The sequence below is a fragment of the Nonomuraea sp. NPDC049400 genome (assembly GCF_044466425.1).
In the GTDB taxonomy this organism is placed as follows: domain Bacteria; phylum Actinomycetota; class Actinomycetes; order Streptosporangiales; family Streptosporangiaceae; genus Nonomuraea.
Map to the genome: position 1 here is coordinate 22264 of NZ_JBITMP010000069.1, position 23610 is coordinate 45873.

26 protein-coding genes and 2 pseudogenes are annotated in these 23610 nt (G+C 68.1%); 13 read left to right on the forward strand and 15 right to left on the reverse strand.

Annotated features, from left to right (window positions below; all coding sequences use genetic code 11):
• Nucleotides 1-171 precede the first annotated feature (171 nt).
• The 3 genes from ACIBVN_RS53820 to ACIBVN_RS53830 all read right to left on the reverse strand — a co-directional run bounded on the left by ACIBVN_RS53820 (nucleotide 172) and on the right by ACIBVN_RS53830 (nucleotide 4669).
• Entirely contained in the window at nucleotides 172-1767 is a 1596-nt protein-coding gene (locus ACIBVN_RS53820) for a glycosyltransferase family 39 protein (protein WP_397149521.1), read from the reverse strand.
• Nucleotides 1768-2504: 737 nt separating this feature from the next.
• The gene (locus ACIBVN_RS53825; protein WP_397149523.1) at nucleotides 2505-3623 is read right to left on the reverse strand and encodes a hypothetical protein; all 1119 of its coding nucleotides are present in this window, start codon (nucleotides 3621-3623) and stop codon (nucleotides 2505-2507) included.
• Entirely contained in the window at nucleotides 3620-4669 is a 1050-nt protein-coding gene (locus ACIBVN_RS53830; protein ID WP_397149525.1) for a TOMM precursor leader peptide-binding protein, read from the reverse strand. Before ACIBVN_RS53830 ends, ACIBVN_RS53825 begins: the two co-directional genes overlap by 4 nt.
• 434 nt (nucleotides 4670-5103) lie before the next feature.
• Between ACIBVN_RS53830 and ACIBVN_RS53835 the strand changes: the two genes are divergently transcribed.
• The 3 genes and pseudogenes from ACIBVN_RS53835 (at nucleotide 5104) to ACIBVN_RS53845 (ending at nucleotide 7112) form a co-directional block, all read left to right on the forward strand.
• Nucleotides 5104-5538, forward strand: coding sequence for a YbaB/EbfC family nucleoid-associated protein (locus ACIBVN_RS53835; protein ID WP_397149527.1), 435 nt, complete (start codon nucleotides 5104-5106; stop codon nucleotides 5536-5538).
• Between the two features lie 133 nt (nucleotides 5539-5671).
• A complete protein-coding gene (locus tag ACIBVN_RS53840) occupies nucleotides 5672-6184 on the forward strand; it encodes a hypothetical protein (protein WP_397149529.1) in 513 nt (170 codons plus the stop codon).
• Nucleotides 6185-6288: 104 nt separating this feature from the next.
• Nucleotides 6289-7112, forward strand: a pseudogene (locus ACIBVN_RS53845) (transposase family protein).
• 79 nt (nucleotides 7113-7191) lie between these two features.
• Here ACIBVN_RS53845 and ACIBVN_RS53850 read toward each other — a convergent pair.
• From ACIBVN_RS53850 to ACIBVN_RS53860, 3 genes are all read right to left on the reverse strand, one after another.
• A complete protein-coding gene (locus ACIBVN_RS53850) occupies nucleotides 7192-7905 on the reverse strand; it encodes a hypothetical protein (RefSeq protein WP_397149531.1) in 714 nt (237 codons plus the stop codon).
• The gene (locus tag ACIBVN_RS53855) at nucleotides 7889-8221 is read right to left on the reverse strand and encodes a hypothetical protein (RefSeq protein WP_397149533.1); all 333 of its coding nucleotides are present in this window, start codon (nucleotides 8219-8221) and stop codon (nucleotides 7889-7891) included. Before ACIBVN_RS53855 ends, ACIBVN_RS53850 begins: the two co-directional genes overlap by 17 nt.
• A gap of 133 nt (nucleotides 8222-8354) precedes the next feature.
• Entirely contained in the window at nucleotides 8355-8528 is a 174-nt protein-coding gene (locus tag ACIBVN_RS53860) for a hypothetical protein (RefSeq protein ID WP_397149534.1), read from the reverse strand.
• 120 nt (nucleotides 8529-8648) lie between these two features.
• Between ACIBVN_RS53860 and ACIBVN_RS53865 the strand changes: the two genes are divergently transcribed.
• The 5 genes and pseudogenes from ACIBVN_RS53865 to ACIBVN_RS53885 form a co-directional block, all read left to right on the forward strand.
• Nucleotides 8649-8966, forward strand: a complete 318-nt coding sequence (locus tag ACIBVN_RS53865; RefSeq protein WP_397149536.1) for a hypothetical protein — start codon at nucleotides 8649-8651, stop codon at nucleotides 8964-8966.
• A 30-nt stretch (nucleotides 8967-8996) separates the two neighbouring features.
• On the forward strand, nucleotides 8997-9434 hold the full coding sequence (locus tag ACIBVN_RS53870; RefSeq protein WP_397149538.1) for a helix-turn-helix domain-containing protein: 438 nt from the start codon (nucleotides 8997-8999) through the stop codon (nucleotides 9432-9434).
• A 9-nt stretch (nucleotides 9435-9443) separates the two neighbouring features.
• Nucleotides 9444-9851: an IS30 family transposase gene (locus ACIBVN_RS53875; RefSeq protein WP_397149575.1), complete on the forward strand. Its 408-nt coding sequence runs from the start codon at nucleotides 9444-9446 to the stop codon at nucleotides 9849-9851.
• Between the two features lie 544 nt (nucleotides 9852-10395).
• On the forward strand, nucleotides 10396-11847 hold the full coding sequence (gene ltrA, locus ACIBVN_RS53880) for a group II intron reverse transcriptase/maturase (RefSeq protein WP_397149540.1): 1452 nt from the start codon (nucleotides 10396-10398) through the stop codon (nucleotides 11845-11847).
• 114 nt (nucleotides 11848-11961) lie between these two features.
• Nucleotides 11962-12426: pseudogene (locus ACIBVN_RS53885) on the forward strand (IS30 family transposase); the annotation flags it as partial.
• A 695-nt stretch (nucleotides 12427-13121) separates the two neighbouring features.
• Here ACIBVN_RS53885 and ACIBVN_RS53890 read toward each other — a convergent pair.
• Nucleotides 13122-13784, reverse strand: coding sequence for a tyrosine-type recombinase/integrase (locus ACIBVN_RS53890; RefSeq protein WP_397149542.1), 663 nt, complete (start codon nucleotides 13782-13784; stop codon nucleotides 13122-13124).
• A gap of 18 nt (nucleotides 13785-13802) precedes the next feature.
• Between ACIBVN_RS53890 and ACIBVN_RS53895 the strand changes: the two genes are divergently transcribed.
• Nucleotides 13803-13949, forward strand: coding sequence for a hypothetical protein (locus ACIBVN_RS53895; protein WP_397149544.1), 147 nt, complete (start codon nucleotides 13803-13805; stop codon nucleotides 13947-13949).
• 349 nt (nucleotides 13950-14298) lie between these two features.
• Here ACIBVN_RS53895 and ACIBVN_RS53900 read toward each other — a convergent pair whose 3' ends face one another.
• Nucleotides 14299-15522, reverse strand: a complete 1224-nt coding sequence (locus tag ACIBVN_RS53900) for a WD40 repeat domain-containing protein (RefSeq protein ID WP_397149546.1) — start codon at nucleotides 15520-15522, stop codon at nucleotides 14299-14301.
• 46 nt (nucleotides 15523-15568) lie between these two features.
• Between ACIBVN_RS53900 and ACIBVN_RS53905 the strand changes: the two genes are divergently transcribed.
• A complete protein-coding gene (locus tag ACIBVN_RS53905) occupies nucleotides 15569-15946 on the forward strand; it encodes an SDR family NAD(P)-dependent oxidoreductase (RefSeq protein ID WP_397149548.1) in 378 nt (125 codons plus the stop codon).
• A 108-nt stretch (nucleotides 15947-16054) separates the two neighbouring features.
• Here ACIBVN_RS53905 and ACIBVN_RS53910 read toward each other — a convergent pair whose 3' ends face one another.
• The 5 genes from ACIBVN_RS53910 to ACIBVN_RS53930 all read right to left on the reverse strand — a co-directional run bounded on the left by ACIBVN_RS53910 (nucleotide 16055) and on the right by ACIBVN_RS53930 (nucleotide 19157).
• The gene (locus ACIBVN_RS53910; protein ID WP_397149577.1) at nucleotides 16055-16567 is read right to left on the reverse strand and encodes a Tn3 family transposase; all 513 of its coding nucleotides are present in this window, start codon (nucleotides 16565-16567) and stop codon (nucleotides 16055-16057) included.
• Nucleotides 16568-16579: 12 nt separating this feature from the next.
• Nucleotides 16580-17440, reverse strand: a complete 861-nt coding sequence (locus ACIBVN_RS53915; RefSeq protein WP_397149550.1) for a tyrosine-type recombinase/integrase — start codon at nucleotides 17438-17440, stop codon at nucleotides 16580-16582.
• A 361-nt stretch (nucleotides 17441-17801) separates the two neighbouring features.
• Nucleotides 17802-17984: a hypothetical protein gene (locus tag ACIBVN_RS53920; protein WP_397149552.1), complete on the reverse strand. Its 183-nt coding sequence runs from the start codon at nucleotides 17982-17984 to the stop codon at nucleotides 17802-17804.
• Between the two features lie 235 nt (nucleotides 17985-18219).
• Nucleotides 18220-18828, reverse strand: a complete 609-nt coding sequence (locus ACIBVN_RS53925) for a hypothetical protein (RefSeq protein ID WP_397149554.1) — start codon at nucleotides 18826-18828, stop codon at nucleotides 18220-18222.
• Nucleotides 18829-18866: 38 nt separating this feature from the next.
• Nucleotides 18867-19157: a hypothetical protein gene (locus ACIBVN_RS53930; RefSeq protein WP_397149579.1), complete on the reverse strand. Its 291-nt coding sequence runs from the start codon at nucleotides 19155-19157 to the stop codon at nucleotides 18867-18869.
• Here ACIBVN_RS53930 and ACIBVN_RS53935 point away from each other — a divergent pair.
• Nucleotides 19057-19875 (forward strand): phytanoyl-CoA dioxygenase family protein, encoded by an 819-nt coding sequence (locus tag ACIBVN_RS53935; protein WP_397149556.1) that lies wholly within the window; start codon nucleotides 19057-19059, stop codon nucleotides 19873-19875. The two genes, ACIBVN_RS53930 and ACIBVN_RS53935, sit on opposite strands and share 101 nt — an antisense overlap.
• Here ACIBVN_RS53935 and ACIBVN_RS53940 read toward each other — a convergent pair.
• On the reverse strand, nucleotides 19823-20908 hold the full coding sequence (locus ACIBVN_RS53940) for an aminotransferase class V-fold PLP-dependent enzyme (RefSeq protein WP_397149558.1): 1086 nt from the start codon (nucleotides 20906-20908) through the stop codon (nucleotides 19823-19825). The two genes, ACIBVN_RS53935 and ACIBVN_RS53940, sit on opposite strands and share 53 nt — an antisense overlap.
• On the reverse strand, nucleotides 20905-21315 hold the full coding sequence (locus ACIBVN_RS53945) for a RidA family protein (protein WP_397149560.1): 411 nt from the start codon (nucleotides 21313-21315) through the stop codon (nucleotides 20905-20907). Before ACIBVN_RS53945 ends, ACIBVN_RS53940 begins: the two co-directional genes overlap by 4 nt.
• Nucleotides 21316-21486: 171 nt before the next feature.
• Here ACIBVN_RS53945 and ACIBVN_RS53950 point away from each other — a divergent pair, with 171 nt between their 5' ends.
• Nucleotides 21487-22767 (forward strand): M20 family metallopeptidase, encoded by a 1281-nt coding sequence (locus ACIBVN_RS53950; RefSeq protein WP_397149562.1) that lies wholly within the window; start codon nucleotides 21487-21489, stop codon nucleotides 22765-22767.
• Nucleotides 22764-23582 carry an IclR family transcriptional regulator gene (locus ACIBVN_RS53955; RefSeq protein ID WP_397149564.1) on the forward strand — a complete coding sequence of 273 codons (819 nt, stop codon included), beginning with the start codon at nucleotides 22764-22766 and terminating at the stop codon, nucleotides 23580-23582. Before ACIBVN_RS53950 ends, ACIBVN_RS53955 begins: the two co-directional genes overlap by 4 nt.
• Nucleotides 23583-23610: the final 28 nt, after the last annotated feature.

Here is a 23610-nt window from a genome sequence, read left to right on the forward strand (position 1 = left end):
ACGTCCCCGGCGCCAGGCCGAGGACACCGCCGGCCGCATGTGCTCCAGCCCGCTGACCGGCCTGAAGCTCAGGACGAGGTTCTGCCGGACAGCAGCTCAACAGACCCAAGGCCCGGCACGTTTACCCCGCGCAACCGGCCGCCCCAGGTCGAGCAGGGCCGAACACCTCCATCACCTGTTCCTGTGCAGTGGCATGCGTTCGTACAGGGACAGTCGCCTGGTGCGGAATGACCAATGGGCGGTGCGCCGGAATCGGACATCATCGCGCATCCGCACGCCGTTGCCGTAACTCGTCTGGCCCTCCACCACCCAGATACGAGAAAGACGTCCAGCGGCCCGATGCAACTGCCCGGGCGACAACTCGCCGAAGAACCCGTCAGCGTGCAGACTCCGGGTGTCGAGCGGGGCGACGGACTCGGGATAGGGCAGCGTGGACATCCAGTTCCCGGCGGGGACGTACAGCACGGCGTCACCCGGCCGGGCGTTGTCCCGCAGCGTGCAAGCCAGCTCCCGGAGGTTGTCCGGCCTGCTGTACGGCTGCCGGATGGCCACCTGGGCCGGGCCGGTGAATGCGGCGAGCACGACCAGCGCCGCCGATGGGATCGCCGGCCGGGCGGCGGGCAGCCGGCGAGCCGCCCAGGAGGCGGCGTGGGAAAGGCCCGCACCGGCCGCCAGCGCCAGCGCCGCGACACTGTGCAGTACGTAGCGCGGGTAGAAGACGGGCGGACCGATCAAGGAGATGACGATCATAAGCGCGCTGGGAACCAGCAGCCACGGCAGCGCCACCGCACGCACGGTCAGCCGGAGCGGGCCCCGCGGCATCACCGCGACGTCAAGGGGAGCGGCCTCGAGCGTCGCCACCCTCGATGGCCGCGAACCCGCCACCCTTGTCGGCGTCGGCGACTGGATCCCGCCGCTGCCGCTACCGCTGCCGTTCGCCGACCGCGCCGGCAAGCCGTCGTGCCGCCGCCGTAACAACCCCGCGACGGCGAGAGCGAGGACCGTCGCGAGCGCCACGGGGTTGCCCCCGAAGACGAGCCACACCAGATGCCGTACGGTGCCGAGATCCGGTACGGGGATCCAGGACACCAGCGCGAACTGCCCGAGGGCCGCCAAGGCCAGGGGCGCCACCAGCACGCCTCCCACTGCACCCGAGACGATCCAGTACCGCCATGAGGAGGCCCGTGCTCGTGCCGACAGCAGGATGCCCGCGTGGGCGGGCAGGATGAACAGCGCGTACAGGTGCAGCCATCCGGCGACCGCCAGCATGATCGTGTACGCCGCCCATGGCCGCCGGCGGTGACGTCCATCCCGGATGGCGTCGATCGTGGCGACGAGGAGATAGGTGAGGCCGATCACCAGCGCGGTGACCAGCGCGTACTGCCTGGCCTCCTGTGCGTACCGGCTGACGACGGGCAGCAGCGCGTAGATCAGCCCGGCGAACAGGCCCGTCGCGGAGGAGATCAGGTGACGGCCGAGTGCGGCCAGCACGGCCGTTGCCGCGGCGGCGGCGCATGCGGACGGAAGACGCATCGCTATCTCACCCGTGCCCGCCACAGCAGAGACGCAATGGAGCAGCACGTAATAGAGACCATGCACGAGATCCATGTGAGCCAAAATGGTGGGCAGATCAGCCAGCGGACGACTGGCGATCGCCACGGACACCCCTTCGTCGGCCCAGTACGAGGGGCCGTCGATCCGCCACAGTCCCAGGGCGGCGGCGATCACAGCGGGGCCCCCGACGACCAGCGTTGCAGCGCCAGGCATGCGCGTCCTCAATCGTGTCCCCCGAATCGACCGTGCCCGGCGCCGCAACGACCAGCCGAGGCGTACTCCGGCGCGCCGGCGCCGTCGCGAGGGGCAGGTTTCTGATGCCGTCTCTCCTCACCTGGAGGAGCGACGTCGCAGGACGCTACAAGACGGCTCTTCCGTTCCCCTTCCGATCCGGTTCGGTCCCATGGGCGGCGGGCACGGGTGCCAGCCCGGGCAGGCGGGCACGCGTATCGAGGCGCGCAAGGAGATATGGGTATCAGGCTGCGCAGCCGCCGGGCGACGCCGAGGAATATCCAGGTGCCGCGGGAGCCCCACAGAATGCGTACCGGGATGTCGAGATCGTCCTCACCCAGCCCGCGGTTGTGTGACGACGTCGACGACCATGAGCCAGGTCGACGAGCATGAGCCAGGCGCGGACGACCCCCAGGCTCAGGTGCGTGCGCGGGGACACGGCACCGCAGAAGTCGTGGGCGGCCAGGTGTGGCCGGTATTCGGCCAGACACCACACAAAGTCGCTTCAGACACGCCGTGCCGACATGGCACGGCGCCCGCCCGGATGCCTTCGCTCTGCGCTTGGAGGAATCGACGCCAGCTCGGGCCTGGGTGAGGCCTCCCGAGCCAGGCGTGACACCGACTTGCGGCCGTCCGCGCCCGGCGGGCGCAGGGGCGGCATGATGAATCGAGAGGTGCACGTCTGGATCGTGGAGGCGGACAGGCGCGATCACCGCCCGCTACCCGGCAGGCCTGGCGGGTCTGCGCGAGCTGATCAATCGGCGGCCGAGCAGGCTCAGGTAGAGCAGCCACCCGGCGGCCACCAGGGCGAGCGTGGCCACCGGCTGCCACCCGGGCAGCTCGGCGATCGACCGCCGGCATACCGCCATGGTGACCGGCACCGTGTACACGGCGAAGAACCCCAGGCCGAGCACCCGCCCGAGCACCAGGAACCATGCGTACACACGCACGCTCAAGGGCGCCCTGCCCATCTCCGCCGAACGCGCCTTCCTGGCGAGCGTGACCCGCAGGTGCGCCTGCGCGTCGGCCATGAGGTTCTTGTTCCCGCTGGCGTTGGCAACGGCGTAGTAGACGTCGGTCCGCATGAAGAACATGAACTGCCAGGCGATCTGCGACAGGCAGATGACCAAGACCAGCCGTACGAGGGGAAGTTCGGCGAGGTACAGGGTGCACGTGGCAGCGCAGGCGAGGAACCAGTCGACCCGCATGCCCGCCAGATACGCGCGGTAGCGCGCCCGCCTGGGCACTGCCCAGATACCGGTGATCCTGGTCTGCACGACGAGGAACTGCAGACGGGTCCCGAGCGACAACTCCGCCCGTACGCCCAAAGATCTGGCGGCGGAGATGTGGCCGAGTTCGTGCACCAGCACGAGGAGCCACGAGCCGGCCACGAACGCGACGGTGAACGTGAGGCTGTCGGACCACACCAGGGCGGACAGACTCGGCAGGATGCCAGGCTCGGCGATGGCGGCGGCGATGGCACAGGCGGTCAGCAGGATCAGCACGGCATGCGCGGGCCTGGAGAACAGCCAGGCCACGTGGTGTGGCCGGATCCGGTCCCACCGGTTCGGCGGCCGCTCGGGACGGTCGAGCAGCCCCGCGCTTCCCAGCCCGGTGAGGAACGCGTCCACGTCGACGTCCACACCGTGCTCGGCCAGCACCCGGGCACGCGCCTCCGCGGCCGTTCTGGTGCCGTCGAGCGATGCGATGACGGCTGCCGCCACTCCCGGCACGTTGACGAACGTCTCGCCGTTGCCGATCACGTAGTCGTCGGGCCCGTCGGCGACCACGGTGAGGAACGACAGATCGGTTCTCGACTGCAGCCCCGCGGACGTCACGCGCAGACCTCGCAGTCGTCCAGCCGGTCGAAGTCCCTGGCGGTGGTGGTGAGGGTGAGCAGGTCCAGCCAGACGCTCCTGCCCTCGATCGCGGGCGCACCGGTGCCGGTCAGGTGGCGGATCACCTCCGAGGCGAGCATGCCCGACACGATCGCGCACAGCGGGCCGAACGACGGGATGGTGCGCCCGGCGTTGTCGGCGACCGGCAGGACGGCGGAGCCGTACCGCTCGGCGAGTGTACGTTCCTGGCAGGTCAGGCAGCCGGTCCTGCCAGGCACGACCAGCGGGCCGACCAGGCCGACGTGCTGGTTGAAGCCGCCGGTGACGAACGGTGTGCCCGCCTGGACGCACGCCTGGTTGACCCAGCGGCGGATGTGCGGCTGTGGCGTGTCGACGGTGTTCACCACGAGATCGGCATCGGTGATCACGTCCCCGGGGCCGGTGATGCGCCGCTCGACCTGCCGGACCTCCAGTCCGGGGCGATGGTCGAGCAGCGTACGGGCGGCGGCGGCCGTCTTGAGCTCACCGAGATCGCGCATGGCGTAGAGATGCTGGCGGTGCAGGTTGCCGAGCTCCACCCGGTCGTCGTCCAGGATGGTCAGCCGGCCCACGCCGGAGGTGGCGAGCTGGAGGGCGACCTGGCCGCCGATCGCGCCGGCGCCGAGCACCGCGACGTGGCTGTCCGCCAGGTCGCCGAGCGCGGCGGCGGCCCGTTCTGCGGGGTGGAACATCGACAACCACAGCGCGAATCTGGACAGGGCGGCGTCGGCGGCCAGCATGCCGAGGTCGGCGTCAGTGACGAGGATCCGGCTGGCGCGCAGTCGTTCGACGGCGGTGTCGATGTCCTCGGGCGTGACATCGCCGATGAGGGTGTACAGGTCGCTCTGCTCGACCGGGGCTCGCGCGCACAGGCGGATCAGACGGCGCAGCGGCTCCTGCGCGCGTTCCAGCGTCTGGCCTGTCGGCGGGAAATCACCGAGCCGGACGCGCTCGCTGGCATCGTCGATGAAAAGGGGGAAGGCCGGATTCACCTGAATCCTCGGCATGGGAGCGACTCCTGGACGGTTCGCGGCAGGGCCTCCTGCGGGCGTGGAGCCCCGCAGGAGGCCGCGCCAGGGTCAGCAGTTGGCGCCGGAACCGGTGGTCTCGACTTCTTCGACCTTCTTGATCTCGATCGTCACGCTGCGTTCCTTTCATCGATCTCAGACTTCCCTAGAAGGAAGGGAATCGCGGACGATGCTAGGAGCGGCCACTTCCGATCTCCTTCTGTTGCGCTTCTTCTTGCTCGGCATCTCCGTTGGGTGTGCTGAGGTCCGATCAGTAATCTGCCTTGTCTGTCTGATGCCTCCGATATGGTCTCCTCCTTGACCAAGAGTCGGCACGGGGAGCGGCACGGCGACTGCCGTACTAGGCCTGTGGTAACCTCAGCCAACCATTTGGCCGTTCGCGGGAATTGATGAGATTAAGAGGTCGGTGCGCGGTGGATGATTTCGACGAGTTCATAAAGCTCGACAGCGAGACTTTTCTTCGTGATATCCGGCAGCGCATGGCCGATTTCGCCGGGGCGCAGGATAGGGCCGCGAGCGTCGTCGGCCGGGCCGTGAGCTCCGACGGTTACGTCACCGTAGAATGCACGATGGACGGCGTGACCAGTCTCAAGCTGGATGCCCGGATCAAACGACTGGGCGCCGAGGAAATCGCCGAAGAAATCCTGCAGACGATCAAAATGGCCGATTCCGAGTTCAAACGTGAGACGGCCGAGGTGATGCAGGAGGCGCTCGGCGACAATATGCCTGACGTGACCGATGTCGCCGCGGCCGCCACACGTTTCGAAGACGCGGAGAAGTCCTTCGACCAGGTGATGCGCGAGGCGGCGGACGAATTGAACAGGATGCGCTGGGAAATGGGGCACTGAGCCTTTCCGAGCAACGTCTTGATCGCGTTGGGTGAACGCAGCCTTGCGAGAGGGGGCTGATCCCCCGTATGGGGGAGAAGGCTGGCTCTGCGGCGGGAGGTACCTACCAGGGTGTGGCAGCAGGATCTTGGGCATGAGCTTGATGAAGTCGTCGACGGCCGCCTGGGCCGGAGCCGCAGCCCTGGTTCCGTATGCGGTGATGAAGACCTACTGGGCGTTCGGTGGGACTGCGGGCAAGCCCGCCGGTGATCTGGCCGCGCAACTCGAGGTGAACGGTGCGCCCGAGGTGCTGGTGTGGCTGGAACGGCACGGGCTGGATTTCACCGTTGTGGCGGCGCTGGTCGGGGTGCTGTTGCTGGCGGCGCTGGTCCTGCCGTGGGGAGCGAGGCTGCCGCGCTGGAGTCTGCTGGTGCCCGGCTGGGCAGGCGCGCTCGGGCTGACGCCCTACGGGCTGGCCACCATGGTCGCCGCACCGCTGGGGTTCACGGTCGGCGACGCTGAGGGCTGGTCGTGGTGGGTAGGTGTCGTCGGCGGCCTGGCATTCGCCGGACTGGGCGCGGCGCTCGGCGTATGCAGCCTGTCCTACCAACGACGGACCAGACGCGGGGCCGATCTGACGCCGAGCGCGGTCCGTCCTGGCGTGTAGGACCACCCGGGCCAGCTCGCCAGCGAACAGGCCAAAGGCGTGAAGCCCCTGGTAGAAGTGGCCTTGCGAGAGATCAACTTCCACAGCAGAGGCTTCACGTGTCCATCAGCGTCACATACACCGCGGTCTTGGAGATCGACCGGGCCACCGTCGAGTACCTGTCCATGCTGCTGGCCGAGCACCGCGCCGAGCTGGGCACCCGCTCCGGCACACGCGCGCTGGGCCCTTCAAGCAGGCCGTCTTGGTGACGCGCTGGTTGGTTGACGGGACCCGGATGCGGCAGTTGGCCAGGGACAACAACATCGGAAAGAGCACCGCGTACACCTACCTGCACGAGGGGATCGACGTGCTGGCCGACAGGGCGCCCCGCCTGGCCGAGGCGTTGGCCGAGGCCAAGGAAAGCGGGGCCAGCCACCTCAACCTGGACGGCACCGTGATCCGCACCGACCGCGTGGCCACACCCGGCCCCAACGGCGCCGACCTGTGGTGGAGCGGCAAGCACAAGCACTATGGCGGAAACATCCAGGTGCTGTCGGATCCAGACGGCTTCCCGCTGTGGACCTCTGAGGTACGGCCCGGCCGTGAACACGACACCACCTGCGCCAAGGCAGCCGGGGAGTTGCTGCCCGCCCTGGAGGAGGTCGCCGCATGCGCCGACCTCGCGACGCTCACCAACCTGGGTTACGAGGAAATCAGCCCGGCCTTGCGCCATCCGGTCAAGAAGCCCAAGGGCGGCGAGCTCACCGGCGACCAGAAGGCGTTCAACCAGGTCATCCGAGGCGTGCACGGCATCGCCGAACGCGCCAACTCCCTGTTGAAGACCACCTTCAAGGCCTTGCGGCGGGTCACCCTCGACCCTTGGCGGATCGGCGCCATCGTCAAGGCCGCCCTCGTCCTACTCCGTCTCGAACACGGCCGGACATCCTGACAGATGATCACCTAACGTCGTGATCCGTTACTCGGAAAGCCTCACTGAGCACGGCGACCGAGCCGAGCCGATCTCCCGATCAGGCTTCCAGGGACTTGCCGCGCTGCCCTTCTCCGCCGGAACTGTAGTAGTCGTCGTAACCGCCGCCCAGGCCGTCCGTCGCCCAGGATTTGTATCCCCACGCCGCTCCAGCGGAAGCAAGGGTACTTATCACCGCGGTGACCGCCTGGGTCAGCATTTTGCTCCGGACGTCAAATCTACTCCGCGCTGCCGCCGCCCGCATGACGGCGTGGGGATTCGTGCCTCCACCGACCGCTGCCAGCACGACGAGGTACGCGGCCACAGCGAAGGCGAATTCGAACCAGGCGGCCTTGATGTTTCCCAGCCATCTGACAACGTTGGAGAGGCGCGCAGCGGAGATCTGGCCTTCCACCGAGCTCAGGGATATCCCGGCAACCCGCTCGCCGTACGCCGCCCGGTCCTGGGCATGCCAGGTCGCCTGGGACACCCGGTCGTAATTCTTCTGCACGGCGTGGCCCGCGGCGTAAGTGCTGTCCCCCAGCCGGCTCCATCCTTCGGCCGCTTTGAACAACAACTGCGGGTTCCCGGGATAGGTGCGCAGAACGCCGAGCAGCACGGGCACGACCGCACCGGGGAAAGCGACCATCGAAATGCCCAGCATGGCCAGCGTCGCCTCTTGAAGCACCCGCCAGCCGGTGGTGGGGCCATCGCCGCCCGGCTCCGAAGGATCCGGGGTTTCCCCCGGCACAGGCATCTTAAATCCGTCGGACATTTTCTGTGTTCTCCAGTTCGACCGCGTCCCAGTTTCCTGCCGTCTTATACAGTTTGTCGCGATCGCCGTGCAACGCGTCGACGTCGGAAGCAATCGAGCCCTTGGCATCGTCAAGAATCTTGTTGTGCGCAATCGCGAAGGGAAACCACATGACCCCGAACGCGTACCAGGGAAGCCGGATCGTGTCCGGAAATGACTGGGCCTCCGCTAGGTAGGAGACGGGGGACCTGGTCTCGCCGTCCTCCACCAGTGCATCGCCGAGTGCCCTGATGGCGGGCCGGTCGTTGGCCATCTCCTGGGATTCCCGTGCGGGCATGGCGACCGCCTTTCTCCTGAAACTCGGTGAACCGGCGTACGGCGGCGCCCCCGCGGGGTTCGCGCAACCAAAGAGGCGCCAGCGGACATGAAGCAAGCTGCACGCAAAACGATCATAACCTCCCGCCGGGCCGTCAGCCACCGGAGGTGTCCAGTTCGGTGTCGCATTCGCGAACGACCTGCTCGTACGGAGCGTCCAGCCAGCCGTCGGGCAGCGCGACCCGGCCGCGGCTGTTGGAACGGCCGCGCGGCGCATGGCGCCGGCCTGGGATCGACGTGGAGATCGTCGAGCGTAATCCCGCCGACAAGCTCGCGTTCCGCAGCTAATCGGGGTTCTGGGGCGTGATCGAGCGTGAAGATGCAGGTCGGCGGCATGGGGCCTAGCGGAAATCGCGAGAACGCCTAGTACGGCAGTCGCCGTTCGCGGTATGACCAGCACGGATGGGCGATCTGCCGTTGCGATTCACCTGCTCATCAACCACATCACCGCCACGACCACGGCGCCGGCCAGCGGCCAGGGCGCCTCGCTGATCCTGCACAAACAGGCCGCTACCCTCGAACGCCTGCGCATCGATCGGATCCTCGAAGAAGCCCTCGCCTGCGGAGGCGACCCACTGCATCTCGCCTCGGTTTTCGGCCTCGACACCAAGACCGCCATCCGCTACGCCGACTCCGCCCGGCAGCTTCTGGTCACGGCTGCCGAGGAACAAGACCCCGCCGGTTCCGGGGGCCTTGGGTTCAAGTAGTCGTCGCAACACCCCATGTGAGGGGATGCGATGGACTTCGAGATCCGGGACCGATCGGTCAACCAGGGGCGCAAGAAGCTCCGGGCAGAGCGGGAGGAATACTTCCGGCTCATGCAGCTCGGATACACCAACAAGGCTGCCTGCCAGATCGTCGGGAGCAACCCGAGGACAGGTCGAGAGTGGCGCAATGGCAGGACAAGCGAGAACAGGACCGTGGCGCCGGCGTTAGCCCAGCGGACGCCACGGTCCACCTCCACCCGCTACCTGCGTATCGACGAGCGCATCCACATCGCCGATCGGGTGCGGGAGAAGGCGTCGATCCGCGAGATCGCGCGAGAGCTGGGCCGTGCGCCGTCCACGATAAGCCGGGAGATCCAGCGCAACCGCAGTCATGTTCGCGGCAACCAGTGGGCATACCGGCCCCATGCTGCCCAGGACCGTGCCGAAGCCCGCAGACCGCGCCCCTAGCCCGGCAAGATCGGGCAGAACCCTCGGCTTCGGGACTACATTCAACATCGTCTGGGGCTGCGCTGGAGCCCCGAACAGATCGCCAACACCCTCCGCCAGGAGTTCCCGCATGACCCGGAGATGAGGGTCACCCACGAAACGATCTATCAGGCGCTCTATGTCCAGGGCCGCGGCGAACTGTGCAGAGAGCTCACTCGGGCGCTGCGCAGCGGCCGAGCCCGCCGCAAGCCACATCGCCAGGCCAACAAGCGCCAGCCGCGCTTCAGCACGCCGATGGTGATGATCAGTGAACGTCCCGCCGAAGCGGCCGACCGGGCCGTGCCCGGCCACTGGGAAGGCGACCTGGAGCGCCACGAGGCGCCATGGAACCGAGCGGAGGTGAAAGGACTCCGCCGCTGTGCTGTCGCAGCAGCGTAGTGAAGCTGGGGGCAGGCTGATCCGGGGAACGCCGGTGAGGCTGGCAAGCAGCCCCGACAACGACGGGACGGGCCAGTACTACCGGATGGCCCGGGTCCGGCAAGCGAGACGGGAAGGTGGACGAGAGGAACCAGCGCTGTCACGCCCCTTAAGTTTCCCGCCAGCTCGAAATCCGGTGGATCTGGGCTGGATCGCGATGCGCACCCGTCCCCTCATCACGGGACGGGGAACTCCTGGGCCGGTATGGAGGTCGCCGGTCGGGAGGCCACGGTGAAGGTCTGCGGCGTAGCCGTGGCGAAATCGCAGGGGTATAGCTGGCCACCTCACCCGACGATCGGTTCATGGTGAACGTGGGAACCACCCCGGGGTTCCCGTCTGGGCCCAGCCATCCAGGCCGGGCGCAGCGGGTTGGCGCGTTGTCCGCCGACGACCGCGGGGCGGGGCGGAGGACCCGTAGTAGTCCGAGCCGGGGAAAGCCCGAGCACATGGCGAAGGGGTCCAGCGGGTTCACGCACCCAACGTACTGCAAGGGACGGAGACGCTGGTGAATACCGGTGAGCCGTGGCCCGACCCGTTCTGGGCGGAGCGACGGGTACGACGGATGCAGGCCAAGCTGCACCTGTGGGCGACCAACGGTCCTGGTCGCCGGTTCGATGATCTGTACAACCTCATTCATCACCCGGACTTCCTCGCGGTCGCGTGGCAGCGGGTGAGCGGCAACAAGGGCGCACGCTCGCCCGGAGTGGACCGGGTGATCCCGGCCGCCATCGGCGGGGAGGCCGAGGTCACGGCGTTCCTGAACGACACGCGCGAGCAACTCAAAGCCCGCACGTTCACTCCGCTGCCGGCCAGGGAGCGTTTGATTCCCAAGGCCGGGTCTCCGGGGAAGTTCAGGCGTCTGGGCATCCCGTCCGCAATGGACAGGCTCGTGCAGGCGGCCCTTGCGCTCGTGCTGGAACCGATCTTCGAGGCGGAGTTCAAGCCGGTCAGTTACGGCTTTCGCCCGAAGCGGCGGGCCCAGGACGCGATCGCCGAGATCCACGCCTTCGGCACCCGGAACTATCACTGGGTGTTCGAGGCCGACATCGCGGCGTGCTTCGACGAACTGTCGCACTCGGCGATCCTCGACCGGGTACGGCGGCGGATAGGAGACAAACGGGTCCTGGCCCTGATCAAGTCCTTCCTCAAAGCGGGCATCATGTCCGAGGCGGGACAGGTCGAGGGAACGGCATCGGGCACGCCGCAAGGAGGCATCGCCTCGCCGCTGCTGGCCAACATCGCCTTATCGGCGCTGGATGAGCACTTCTGCGCCAAGGACGACCACGGCACCCGGTGGCAGCGAGAGAAGCACCGCAAGAACGGCGGCGCCTACTACCGGATCATCCGCTACGCGGACGATTTCGCGATCATGGTATGCGGTTCCAAGGCTGATGCGGATGCGCTCTGGGCGGAGGTCTCCGACGTGCTCGCCCCCCTGGGGCTGCGCTTATCGGAGTCCAAAACCCGCGTGGTCCACCTGGACGAGGGGTTCGACTTCCTGGGCTTCCACATCCAGCGACGCACCAAGAAGGGAACCACGAAGAAGATCGTCTACACCTACCCGTCGAAGAAAGCGCTGCTTTCAATCGTGGAGAAGGTGCGGGCGCTCACCAACAGATCACGGCACCTGACGCTCGAAGCCCTGCTGCGCCAGCTCAACCCGGTGCTGCGGGGATGGTGCACCTACTTCCGGCACGGCGTGTCCAAAGCGACCTTCCACTACCTCGACGCCTACGCCTGGCGGCGGGTAGCGGCATGGCTGCGCAAACGACACCGTGGAATCACCTGGAAGGAGCTCTACCGGCGCTTCCTGACCGGCAGGCCAGGCAACCGACCGGCAGAGAACGGGATCGTCATGTTCGACACCATGCAGGTCGAGGTCACTCGCTACCGATGGCGCGCGAGCAACATCCCCACACCATGGACGAGCATCGTGGCGGCCATGACCGCCACCTGACACAGGAACCCGTGGAGCGCCGGATGCGCGGAGACGCGCTTGTCCGGTGCGGAGGGCGGGCCGGGGAAACGGGCCGGGAGAAATCTTGGAACCGCGCCCCGGTCCGACCCCTACATCATCGGCAAGAGCCAGACGTCGGCCATCGGCACCCTGGTCGAGCGCAGCACCCGTTACGTGCTGCTCGTCCACCTGCCCGTCGACCACACCGCCGAGCGCATGCGCGACGCCCTGGTGGAGACCATGCGGACCCTGCCCGCCCAGCTCAGACGCTCCCTCACCTGGGACCAGGGCAGCGAAATGGGCGCTCACCAGGCATTCACGCTCGCCACCGACATCCCCGTCTACTTCTGCGACCCAGCCAGCCCATGGCAGCGCGGTTCAAACGAGAACACAAACGGCCTGCTCCGCCAGTACTTCCCCAAGGGCACCGACCTGTCCATCCACACTCGCCAGGACCTCGACGCCGTCGCCGCCGAACTTAACGCCAGACCACGCAAAACGCTCGACTGGGACACCCCAGCCGAGCGTCTCGAAATGCTCCTTGCCACCAATAGACGATCACCGTGTTGCGGCCATTAGTTGGCATCCACTCGCGGATCGCTGATACCGGAGCATCCGGCCGGAAGCCCGACCTCGCCGATCGGAGCCACAATCCCCGGCTTGCTATGGTCCCCATACGCGCTGAGATTTTCTGAGGATGGGCTCGGGGAGGGTGAGGGCTGCGCTTCCTTCTCCATCTCGGCTAGCAGCTTGGGTAGGGCTGAGTACTCGGCATCGGTGAGGTGATCGACCCGACAATCAGCGGGTACGGCGGTGCTCAGGATCGGAGAGGCAACCAAGGCCAAGATCACTAAGGCAATCAAGCTCCGTCGGTTCACACGTCACTCGCAAACGTTGCCAACGACACGGAAGTCCACAGCATGGGCCTGCACCCCGGATGATCCGAAAGCAACTCGACCCTACACAGCAGGTCTGACAGCCGGACCACTCGCCGCCCAAGGCCAGGGTCTATCCGCTAAGCAGCAACGACGCTTGGCAGGGTACTCCTGCCAAGCGTCTCGCTATGCTTCTCACTGCCAGTAGTGGATCACCGTGTTGCGACGACCCCTGGGTTCGCCGGCGAACCCAGGGGTCGAAACCATCCATAGAACGTGAAGACCCATGGGTTCATCCTGAAGACCCTTCAGTTCGCGCGAACTCTGGGACTTCCTGGGAGGCAGACCAAGTACGAGAGAAAGGGACAGTGGCCCATTCCGCCCTGACGAAACTGCTGGTCAGTGGGTACGGCGGCGGGGTGCCAGGACCTCGGTGACCTTGGCGATGGCCTCGGCTCCGGGTTTGACGTAGCGCATGGCGGTGCGGGGATTCTTGTGCCGGGTCTTGCCCATGATGAGCTGCAGCGGGACCTCGGCGTCGCCGAGGTGGGTGGCGGCGCTGTGGCGCAGCTGGTGCAGGTCGAGGCTGGCGTAGGCGTCCAGCAGGACGCGGGCGCGGTCGTAGCCGAGGCGGGCGCGGCCGGTGTGCGGGCAGATGTCGGCGGACGCCGGTCGGCGAGCGGGGACGGGGCGGCGTTCGGATAGGAACAGCGGGCCGTGCGTACGCGGGCTGCCGTCCGGGAGCCGGAGGAGGCGGGGCAGCAGGTGGGCGGTGCCGCGCTCCCAGTACACCCATTCGACGGCGCCGCCCTTGGACCGGACCGGGGCACGCCGGTGCTCCAGGTCCAGGTCCTCTACGTTCAGCGCCAGGACCTCGGCGGCGCGGGCGGCGGTCTCGTACAGCATCCGCCACAGGGTCTTCTCCCGGAGCGGGAGGTCGCGGCGGGACAGCAGCCGGTGGATGGTGCTCTTGGCCACGGCTCGGGTCTCGTCGGTGCTCTCCTTGCGGCGTTCGGTGTCGGCCGGGACCGAGGGCGCGGCCAGTGCTTCTTGGTCTGGCACCAGGTCAGCCAGGAGGTGATGGCGGCGCGGTTACGGTTCCAGGTCGCCGGCGCGCTCGCGCCCCACAGCTCGGCGAGGGTGGTGCCGATTTCGACGTCGGCGATCTCGGCCAGCGACCGGTCCCGGCCGAGCAGGGCGGTGAAGCGGTCGATGGCCGAGGCGTAGGCGCGGTGGGTGTTGGGATTGGCCATGCGCGGGGTAGCCAGGAAGGCGTCGGCGGCCGCGGCGAGCGTGATGTGTCCGCCGTGCAAGGCGGCGACCTTCGGCGCGGTGCTCATGCCGCCCGCCGTGGGAGGCCTGCGGCGATGTACCGGATAACGTGCCGGAGTCGTGCACCGCCCCGGCGGAGGGTTGTCCAGGTCTCCGCTCCGCCATGATCGCTCATGTACGTGATAACTCCCTTATCACGTACATGAGCGATTCCCATCGAGGGCATCTCGGGGTCGGCCTCTCGGCGGGATGTCACTTGGTGAAGATGGTTCCTTTGACGCTCTTCAGCTGAGCGCTCTCGCTGTCAGCCGCCGGGCTTGGTGAACTCCAGGCCGTCGAACCGGAACACCGTGACGCGGCCAGGAGAGTCGCCGACCGCCAGCAGCTGGCCGTCGGCGGAGAGATCAACCGCGTGGTAGTAGAGCGATTGCTCGCCGGGTACGACGAAGCGCGGCTCCAGCGGCTGTCCGGTCGCGACGTCATACACGACGACCGGGCCACGGACGTGGGCGCCGGCGAGCCGGGTGCCGTCGGGTGACAGGACGAAATCTTCAAGCCGGTCCGCGATCGCCCAGCACAGGGCACCTGAATCCACCGAGACGCCGAAGCATCCCGACATATCGCCACTCGCGACGAGAAGATGCTCAGACTTGTCGAACGCGAGCTTGTCGAGCCGGTGGGGTCCGTCGAACCCCGCTGGGAAGGGGAACCGGCCACCGAGCACGCGCCGACCGGTGTCAGCATCCCAGATCTCGAGGTCGTCCTCCGCGTTGCGGTCGTCCGGGTGGTGGATGACACCGACAAACCGCCCCGACGGAGATAGGGCGGCGGCGCTGATCCGCGAGCGCTCGCGTGCCGGAAGGTTGAGGTACGAACCGCCGTCCGGGCCCAGCACCTGCAACGTGGGGCCGTCGGCCACCAGCATCCGGCGGCGGGCGGCGTCCCGTCCTAATCGCGTGTAGGGCAGGCGCTGGACGTGACCGGTGGCGAGGGCCACCGTGTAGCCGCTACTCCCGTTCAGCGTGCTGGCTGTGTCGCGAACGGTGAACGTCAGGTGCGATCCGTCCGGGTCGAACGCCATGCCATCGACCCATGCGTGCCGGGATGCGTCGGCGTACACCACCTGGCGGGCGCCGGTCCGTAGGTCGACCGTCTGCACCTCGATGCCAAGCTGCAGCCTGACCCGGTCAGGGATGCCGCGGGCGATCGCGAGGGTGCAGCCGTCCGGGTGCAGGGCGAACGCCACGACCCCGTTGGTGGCCGGCATCGCGCACTGGACGACAACGTCGCCCGGTGCGGACGTGGCGGCGTCACGCAGCACGGCGTACCCGTCACGCATCTTCTGGGTGACGAGCTTCTCCAAGGCCTCGCGTGCCGCGCGCCCGCTGTCGAACGACTTTGTACGCTCCTGAGGCTTCCCGGCACCGGTCCACCAGCTCCGGTGCAGCTCGGCCCCGTCGGCCCGGAGCTCCAGATACTTGGGCTTCGAGGTGCCGGGATGGGTCAGGAGGATCCGCTCACGATTCATACGCGGCAGTGTAGAGATCTCCAGTGTCAGAAACGGTTCTCAGAGTGTGGAGGAACTCGAAGGGCTGTCCAGGCCAGCGGTGTATCTGCTGCCCGACTCGGGAATCCGCTGCAACGTCATCCAGCCCGGGTCCATCGAGACCGACATGACCGAGGCCATGAGGTCCAATCCCCTGGCGCGCAAGATGTCGGACAAGATGATGAACAACACCATCCTGCTGCGGCGCAGCGGCAAGGCCGACGAGATCGCCTACACGGCGCCATTCCTGGTCGGCGACGAGTCGTCCTACATCACCGGCACCGACATCGTGGTCGACGGCGGCTGGCTCACCGCCGCCCCGTATCTCGGCAACGAGCGGTCGAACCACATGCTGAGCCTGCTGAAGAAGGAAGGCATCCGAGGCTTCTTCAAGCGCTCCAAGTAACCCTGTCAAGGGGGATCGGGGCCGGTGTGGCGACCGGAACGACAAGTACCGCCCGCCCTGCCTTCATCACATCGAGACTGTTCGCCAACGGCACCAACACCTCAGTGATCAAGCGGCCAACTCGACGTCGGTGAAGTCGACCTCCTTCAGCAGGGGATCGAATGGATCCGGCCGATGACGTAGCTCGTCGGTGGCGTAGGCGCCGAAGCGGCTGATGTGCGCCCGCAGGTACGGGGCGATCTGGCCGATCTGGTCGGCGGTGATGCTCCAGCCCTCGGCGACGAGTTGCCGCACGATGTCGGAGATGTCCAGGGCGTTGTGGAAGACGACCAGGTTGGCCAGCAGGGTGTTGAACTTGATCAGTTTCTCCTGCTCTTCGGGGTCGTTGTCGGCCAGCACCCCGCCGAACCCGAGCCACTTGGAGAACCCGTTGTAGGACTCGACCCTGTTCGTCGCCGCGGTAACGCGCGCCCGCAGTGCCGGGTCGGCCAGATACCGCAGCAGGGCGACGGTACGTACGCTGCGGTCAGCCGCAGGTCGGTATGCCGCTCGGCGAAGAAATAGCGATCCACTTCTAATCCGACGGTCGCAGGTTCGAATCCTGCAGGGCGCGCTTTGCAGGGCGCGCTTTGATCAAGGCTTGGACCTGCGGTTCCGGGGAGACCGAGAATCCAATGGTTCAGCCGAACGGATGGGGGAGACCCAAGGGAGACCGTCAGTTTCGGACGGTCTCCCCACGACGACCGCGCGGGGGACCAGAGAGACGCTCGCTTCCGCCGCCTCGCGCGCCAACTCCGGCAGCACGTTCGTGTACGTGTCCGACGTAATCGCCAGAGACGAGTGCCGCAACATCGCGCTCGTGGTCTTCATGTCGTTGCCCGCCGCCAGGCTGAGCGTCGCCGCGCCATGACGAAGATCGTGTAGTCGGATCGGCGGCAGGCCAGCCGCGAACGTGAGCCGCTCAAAGTACTCACTCACCCAGTCGGGCTTCAGCTCGCTGCCGTCCTCGCGAGTGAAGATGCGGCCCGTCTCCGTCCACGAACCGCCCCACGCCAGCTTCTCCTCCTTCTGGCGCTTACGGTGCAGCCGCAGCACGTCCAGGGTGGCCCGGTCGAGCGCGACCGGTGCGTCACTGGACTGCGTCTTCGGCTGGCCCTCCTTCACCTCGCGATTCACGATCGTGAGCTGCTTGGCCACCGACAGCACGCCCTCATCGAAGTCGAGATCCACCCAGCGGGCACCGCATGCCTCGCCGCGGCGTAGTCCTCGGAACGCGATCAAGTGGAAGAGGGCGTACAGGCGGTCGCCGGCGATGTGGTCGAGGAACGCGCCGAGCTGCGTCGGCGTCCACACCATCACCGGCGACGGCCGTAAATCCGTGGCGCTCCACACCGCGACGGCCGACGTGGACGGCAGGTTCGGGTCGGCCCGTACCGCGGCCAGCCGCGCCTGGAACGCCTCGTTGAACGCCGCGACGCGTGCCTTCGTCCACACGACTCACTTCGGCCGGGCGCCGACTCCAGCGCCACCAGCGCCGCCGCGTTGAATGTCACAAGGTGCTCCCGCTCGGCGTCCGCGAGAACGGTCCGGATCGTCGCCTTGATCCGCTGCTTTGTCGTCGGGCCCGTGAGGCGCTTACCGCGCACTGAGGCGCGCACCGCCGGATCGTCCGACGCGCGGGCGGCCAGGATGGCTTCGTTCTTCTCGTCGATCCGCTGGAACACCTGCTCGACCACCGGCGCGAACAGCTTGTCCAGCCGCACACCGTCGAGCACCTCGCAGAAGTGGGCGTCGTGGTGGGAGATGTATCCGATCAGCGTGGACTCGCGGATATCCCGCAGGCGCTTGCGCCGCGCTACCACGTCGCCCAGTACTCGCCGAATGTCATCGACTGCAGTGGCTGGCCGGCGCGGAACTTGCGGTGTAGCTCCTCATAGTCGGGCAGCGGCGCCTGCTTCTTGTGGGCTGCCCGGATCATCTCCAGGATCTCCATGCGGGCCTCGTGCCCGTCTGGCCCGGCGTCCGGGATGTCGAGCAAGCGGTGAGCCTGCGAGTAGAACAGTTCCAGGTCCGTCTCAGTCTTGAAGCCGCCCGCCCGGAGATGGTTCCTCTTCCCGTCCGGGCCGGGCGGTACCTCGGACTTGCCGTACCAGCTCCCGTGGTCGGGGTTCCAGGAGCCGTCTTTGCGGCGCAGCTTCGGGCACTTGGCGCCGAGCTCGCGGCCATCCTGGCGGCATTTGCACCGTTTGAACCCGTTGCCGGTAATCGTCGACTCACCTCAGTCCTATGTCGCGGTAGATACCGCCGAGCTTCTTGGCGTCTGCGTAGTCCTCGAGTGTCGCTCCCAGTAGAGCGGCCAGCTCTTCCTGCTCCTGCTTGCTTTCGCTGCCTTTCCAGCGCAGTCCGATCCGGGCTGCCAGGCTTTCGAGGTAGTCCAGTCGATCCTGGGGTTCGCGGTCGATGATCTGCTGGAGTCGCGTATCAATCTCGGCCACGACGTCGTCAGTGGGGTGCGTTTCGCCTCGTTCGTAGGAGTCGATGACGGGGATGGCAACCTCGAGCATCCCTGAACGGACCAGGACGTCCGCAATATCCTGAACCAGCTCCAGTACCGCCCGCACCTGGCTGCCGGGGATTCTCCTGCTGAACAGGTCGCGCAGGCGTAGGAGGTCGGCCACGATGCTGTGGCGCCAGCGGCGGTCTTGCGTTGGCGGAGTCACGTCTCGTCCGCTGCCCATCGTTTGCAGAGTTCGTTCGAGCACGTCGTACGCGGCCGTCGCGTCGCGCCATGCGTCCGCGGCGAGCCAGGTCTCGATCGCCTCGCTCGTTCTGTTCGCGTCGACTCGTCTCGTGAAGGATCTGACTGGCGATCTCGCTCGCACGCACCGGACCACCAGTGGTGGCGACCGCGGCGTCGAGCCTAGGCAGATCCAAGCCCGACCTGGCTGCGCTGGAACGTGACGGCTACGTCGTCCTGGCCGACCTGCTCAGCCGCGATGAATGCGACAGTCTTCGCGCCGAACTCATCACGCTGCTTGGCCAGACAGGACGCAACGCCTTCGAGGGCCACCGCACCCAGCGGATCTACAGCGTGCTCAACAAGACCCGTTGTGTGGACCGCCTCGTTGACCACCCTCGCGTCTTGGCCCTGCTCGACCGGTTGCTGCTGCCGAACTACCTGCTGTCCCAGTTGCAGGTCATCAACATTCAACCCGGCGAGGAATGCCCAGCTGCTGCACCCCCACGATGGCTTCTATCCGGTTCCCCGCCCCCGACCGGAGCTGTCGGTGGCCACCGTTTGGGCGATCGACGACTTCGCCGAGGCCAACGGCGCAACCGTTCTCATCCCCGGGAGTCATCGCTGGCCGGACGGCAGGACCCCCACCGACGCGGACTTCCGCCTGGCCGCCGCCATGCCCGCCGGCTCTTGCGTGCTGTTCGTCGGCACCCTCTGGCACGGTGGCGGCGCCAACCACAGCGCCGCACCACGTCTTGCCGCCACCGCCCAGTACTGTCAGCCCTGGCTGCGGACCCAGGAGGCGTTCACCCTCTCCACCAGCCAGGACGTCGCCCGCGCTGTTTCAGAGGAAATCCGGCGCATGCTCGGCTACAGCATCCATCCGCCCTTCGTCGGCATGGTCAAGGGCATGCACCCCAAACGCCTCATGGACCGCCGCCGGCTCCGACCGGGACCGGCACCGACGACGTCGCAGTGGCCGGGGATCATCGCGCGGGTTCTCGGCGGCCAGCGGCCGCATCACCTCGCTCCAACGAAGGGACGCCGATTCCGGTATCGGACTCCGTATCGACTCAGGCCGCGACGAGCACGGCTTACGTTATATGAGCTGTCCAGCCCGTCCTCGGCCCCCAGAAGGTCTACCTCTCTGCGAGGATGCTCAGCGTCGTTCGTACGTCGTCCTCGTTGTTGAAGTAGTGGAAGCCGAAACGTACGCGGTCGCCGAGCGCGGTCGCGCGGACGCCTTGTTCGCGCAGCCGCGCGGACAGGCGGTCAGCGTGGTCGGTGCGCAGCACGACGATCTGCGAGAGCGGGCCGCTCACCACGCGCCGGTAGCCGATGCCTGCCGCCTGCTCGGTGAGCTGCCCGGCGAGGTCGAGGCAGTGCCGCTCGACGCGGTCTGCGTCCAGCGAGCCGAGCAGGCGCAGCGCCGCGCAGGCGCCGAGCCAGGAGAACCAGGCGGGGGACGTGTCGCACCGTCCGGCATCGTCCGCCAGCCGCATGGGGCCGCCGAAGTAGCCGTGCGGCGGGCTGGTGGACTTCCAACTCGGCGCGAGCGCCGTCAGCTCGCCGAGCCGGTCCGGCCTGGTGACGAGCCAGGCCGCGCCACGCGGGCCAAGCATCCACTTGTAGCCGTGCACGGCCAAGTAGTCGGGGCGCACGGTCGCTGGGTCGAAGCGCAGCGCGCCCAGCGACTGCGTCAGGTTGACGAACAGTCGCGCGCCCACCCGGTCGGTCGCCTCCCGCAGGGCGGCCAGGTCGAGCCGCTGCCCTTCCCTGCTGGTCACCTCGCTGACGGCGAGGAGTGCGGTGTCGTGGTCCAGCGCGGCGATCAGGTCCTCCACCCGGGTCGCGCCGTCGCGGGCCGGGACGGCAACCACGTCGTGCTGTGCCAGCCACGGGAACAGGTTGCTGCGGAACTCCTCGGCCGCCACCACGACCCGGCCGCGCGGCAGGGAGCCCGCGACCGTGGCGGCGGCCTCGGCGAGCGAGCCGAGCGTCGAGATCGTGGCGGGGTCGGCCCCGACCAGCGGGGCGAACAGAGCGCGGGCCTCGCCCGCTGCCGCGTCCCATACAGGCCAGTCGAGCTCGCCGCTGGACCACGCGGACACGGCCTCGTGCAGGGCATCGGTCACCGGTCGTGCGCCGGGCGGCATGCCCGGCGTGTCCAGCCAGACCGTTGACCGCAGCGCGGGGAAGAGGCCGCGGAAGTCTTCTGGGCTCATCGGCGCGGCAGGGCGGCCACGCCCTCGATCTCGACGGTCAGCTCCGGGGCGGCCAGGGCCGTGACCACGGCGAGCGAATGGGCGGGCCAGTCGCCGTCGGGGTACCACTTCGCGAACGTCTCCGCCCGCGCCGCGCGGCAGCCTTCGACGTGTTCGGCGCCCGCGACCAGGGTGAACAGCTTCACCAAGTGGTGTGGCCCCGCGCCGAGCGAGTCGAGCAGCCGCTCGATGTTGGCGAAGATCTGCCGCGTCTGCGTCTCGGCGTCGGGGCCCGCGAGCGTGCCGTCCGGCAGCGCGCCGACCTGGCCGGAGATCATCACCAGCTCGTGGCCGGCCGGCACGGAGGCGAGGTGGCTGTACTGGCCGATCGGCGGGGCCAGCGTGTCGGGATTCCAGCGGCGGATCATCGGTGAGCTCCTCCTCGGAGACCGGTTTTGAGGTGTGAGCACGCTAGGCAAGTGTGACCTGCCATTTCACGTGTCCGCATACTGAATTTCAGATAGTCGAAAAACGGGTTCATTCTGATGCGGTGCAGCGAGGCGACAGCGCACAGTGAACGGCCAAAGGGAGGTGACCGGATGCCACCGCAACCGAGTGACGCCGAGGTGTTGGCCCAGGTGGAGGCACTGGCCGAGGACATGCTGGAGCTGCTGTCCGCGAGCGTCCGCCAGGCCAGCGAGAGCGGCTGGGAGGACCGGGTGACCGGCCTGTACGCGGAGTGGTTCGCACGCCGGGGCTGGCCGGTCACCCGGCAGCCGATCGCAGCGACCGGGCTGGCGGACGGCGAACCGCGGGCCGAGCGGAGGGAGAACCTCATCGCCTGGTTCCGCGGCCGCCGCGGGCGGCCCTGCATGGTGCTCAATGGCCACCTCGACGTCGTGCCCGCGGGCGATGAGCAGGCGTGGACGCATCCGCCGTACGCCGGGGTCCGTGCCGGCGGCCGGGTGTACGGACGGGGCTCGGTGGACATGAAGGGCGGCATCGCAGCCGGCCTGTACGCGCTTGCCGCGCTGGAGGACCTCGGCGTGGAGCCGGACATCGACGTGGCCATCGAGCTTGTCGTCGCCGAGGAGACCACCGGCGTGGGCACCCGGGCGGCGGCCTTGGAGGTCCCGGATTCGGTCGCAGCCCTGATCCTGGAACCCACCGGCGGCGCGATCGTGCCGATCAGCACGAGCCTGCAGTTCTTCACCGTGGAGGTCACCGGGCGCTCCGCGCACACCTCGGCGCCGTGGCGCGGGGTGGACGCCTTCGAAAGGCTGATCTGGGTGCGTGAGGCCCTGGTCGAGCTCGGCCGCAAGCGGGGTGAGGGTTACCGGCATCCGCTGTTCGCGGACGTGCCGACCGCGATCCCCTTCGCCATCGGCACCGCGAGCGCGGGGAACTGGCGGGCGGCGGTCCCCGACCATGCCACGATGTCCGGCCGGATCGGGGTCGCGCCGGGCGAGTCGGTGGAGGCGGTGCGCGGCGAGTTCCAGCGCGTCCTCGACCAGGTCGCCGCCACCGACGACTGGCTGCGCGCCCACCCGCCGACCGTGCGCTGGGACGGCGAGGGCAGGACCGGGTGGGAGACGCCCGTCGAGCACGAGCTGATCGTCACGCTCCGCGACGCGCAGCGCACGCGCATGGGCGCCGAGCGGCTGACCGGGTTCACCGCCGGCTCCGACGCCGCCTTCTTCGGCGCGGCCGGGGTGCCGACGGCCGTGTTCGGGCCCGGCGAGGTGGTCAGGGCGTACAGCCCAAACGAGTTCGTCGAGGAGGACGCGGTGGTGCAGGCCGCGGGAGTGCTCGCCCTCGCCCTGCGAGACCTGACCGGGCGAGACCTGACCGCGCGAGACCTGCCGGGGAGGCGGGCATGAGCGAGAAGACCGTGCTGCACACGCTGGAGCGCGGCCTGCAGGTCCTGGAGGCCGTGGCCGCCGCCGACGGCACTGCCACCGCGAAGGTGCTCAGCCGCCAGCTCGACATCAAGCTCGGCACCTGCTACCACCTGCTGCGCACCCTGCTGGCCAGCGGTTACGTGGTGCGCCTGCCCGGCGGCCGGTACGACGTCGGCCACCGCGCGGCGTCACTGAACAGGAACCTCCAGCGCAGGTCGGGCCCCTCACCGGAGCTCGCGGTGATCCTGACCCGGCTGCACAACAGGACGCACGAGACGTCCTACATCTCCGGCTGGTACCACGGGACGCTGACGCTGCAGGAGTACATCTCCGGGCTGCACGCGGTCAGCGTCGGCAATCTCGACGTGGGCTACACCGGCCACATGCACGCCCGCGCCTCCTGCAAGGCGGTGCTCGCCTTCCTACCCGAGGAGCAGGTGGCGGCGATGTTCAAGGGAGTGGAGCTCGCGGCGGTCACCCCGCACACGATCGTCGACTACGACCACCTCACCGTCGAGCTGGCCCGGGTGCGCAGGCAGGGCTACGCGGTGGACCGCGAAGAGTTCAGCGAGGGCGTGTGCTGCGTGTCCGCGCCCTTCTTCGACGAGACGGGCTCGCCGACGGGCGCGTACACGGTGTCCGTCCCGACGGCCCGGTTCCACGAGCGGCAGGCCGCGCTGACCATGGCGGTCCGCGAGGCGGCCTCGATGGCGACCGGGTTCCTGCGCGCCGGGCACCTGGCCGTGCTTCCCGCCGAGCGGGGCAAGTCGCCCGGTCACCGGGACGCGTCATGACGTCCCGATAGCAAGTCGGCGACCAGGG

Bases quoted from the DNA above. Each gene is read 5' to 3' on its own strand.
- ACIBVN_RS53820 (WP_397149521.1), bottom strand. From the start codon at position 1,767: ATGCCTGGCGCTGCAACGCTGGTCGTCGGGGGCCCCGCTGTGATCGCC.
- ACIBVN_RS53830 (WP_397149525.1), bottom strand. From the start codon at position 4,669: ATGCCGAGGATTCAGGTGAATCCGGCCTTCCCCCTTTTCATCGACGAT.
- ACIBVN_RS53840 (WP_397149529.1), top strand. From the start codon at position 5,672: ATGAGCTTGATGAAGTCGTCGACGGCCGCCTGGGCCGGAGCCGCAGCC.
- ACIBVN_RS53850 (WP_397149531.1), bottom strand. From the start codon at position 7,905: ATGTCCGACGGATTTAAGATGCCTGTGCCGGGGGAAACCCCGGATCCT.
- ACIBVN_RS53855 (WP_397149533.1), bottom strand. From the start codon at position 8,221: ATGCCCGCACGGGAATCCCAGGAGATGGCCAACGACCGGCCCGCCATC.
- ACIBVN_RS53865 (WP_397149536.1), top strand. From the start codon at position 8,649: ATGACCAGCACGGATGGGCGATCTGCCGTTGCGATTCACCTGCTCATC.
- ACIBVN_RS53870 (WP_397149538.1), top strand. From the start codon at position 8,997: ATGGACTTCGAGATCCGGGACCGATCGGTCAACCAGGGGCGCAAGAAG.
- ACIBVN_RS53895 (WP_397149544.1), top strand. From the start codon at position 13,803: ATGGCGGCGCGGTTACGGTTCCAGGTCGCCGGCGCGCTCGCGCCCCAC.
- ACIBVN_RS53900 (WP_397149546.1), bottom strand. From the start codon at position 15,522: ATGAATCGTGAGCGGATCCTCCTGACCCATCCCGGCACCTCGAAGCCC.
- ACIBVN_RS53940 (WP_397149558.1), bottom strand. From the start codon at position 20,908: ATGAGCCCAGAAGACTTCCGCGGCCTCTTCCCCGCGCTGCGGTCAACG.
- ACIBVN_RS53945 (WP_397149560.1), bottom strand. From the start codon at position 21,315: ATGATCCGCCGCTGGAATCCCGACACGCTGGCCCCGCCGATCGGCCAG.
- ACIBVN_RS53950 (WP_397149562.1), top strand. From the start codon at position 21,487: ATGCCACCGCAACCGAGTGACGCCGAGGTGTTGGCCCAGGTGGAGGCA.
- ACIBVN_RS53955 (WP_397149564.1), top strand. From the start codon at position 22,764: ATGAGCGAGAAGACCGTGCTGCACACGCTGGAGCGCGGCCTGCAGGTC.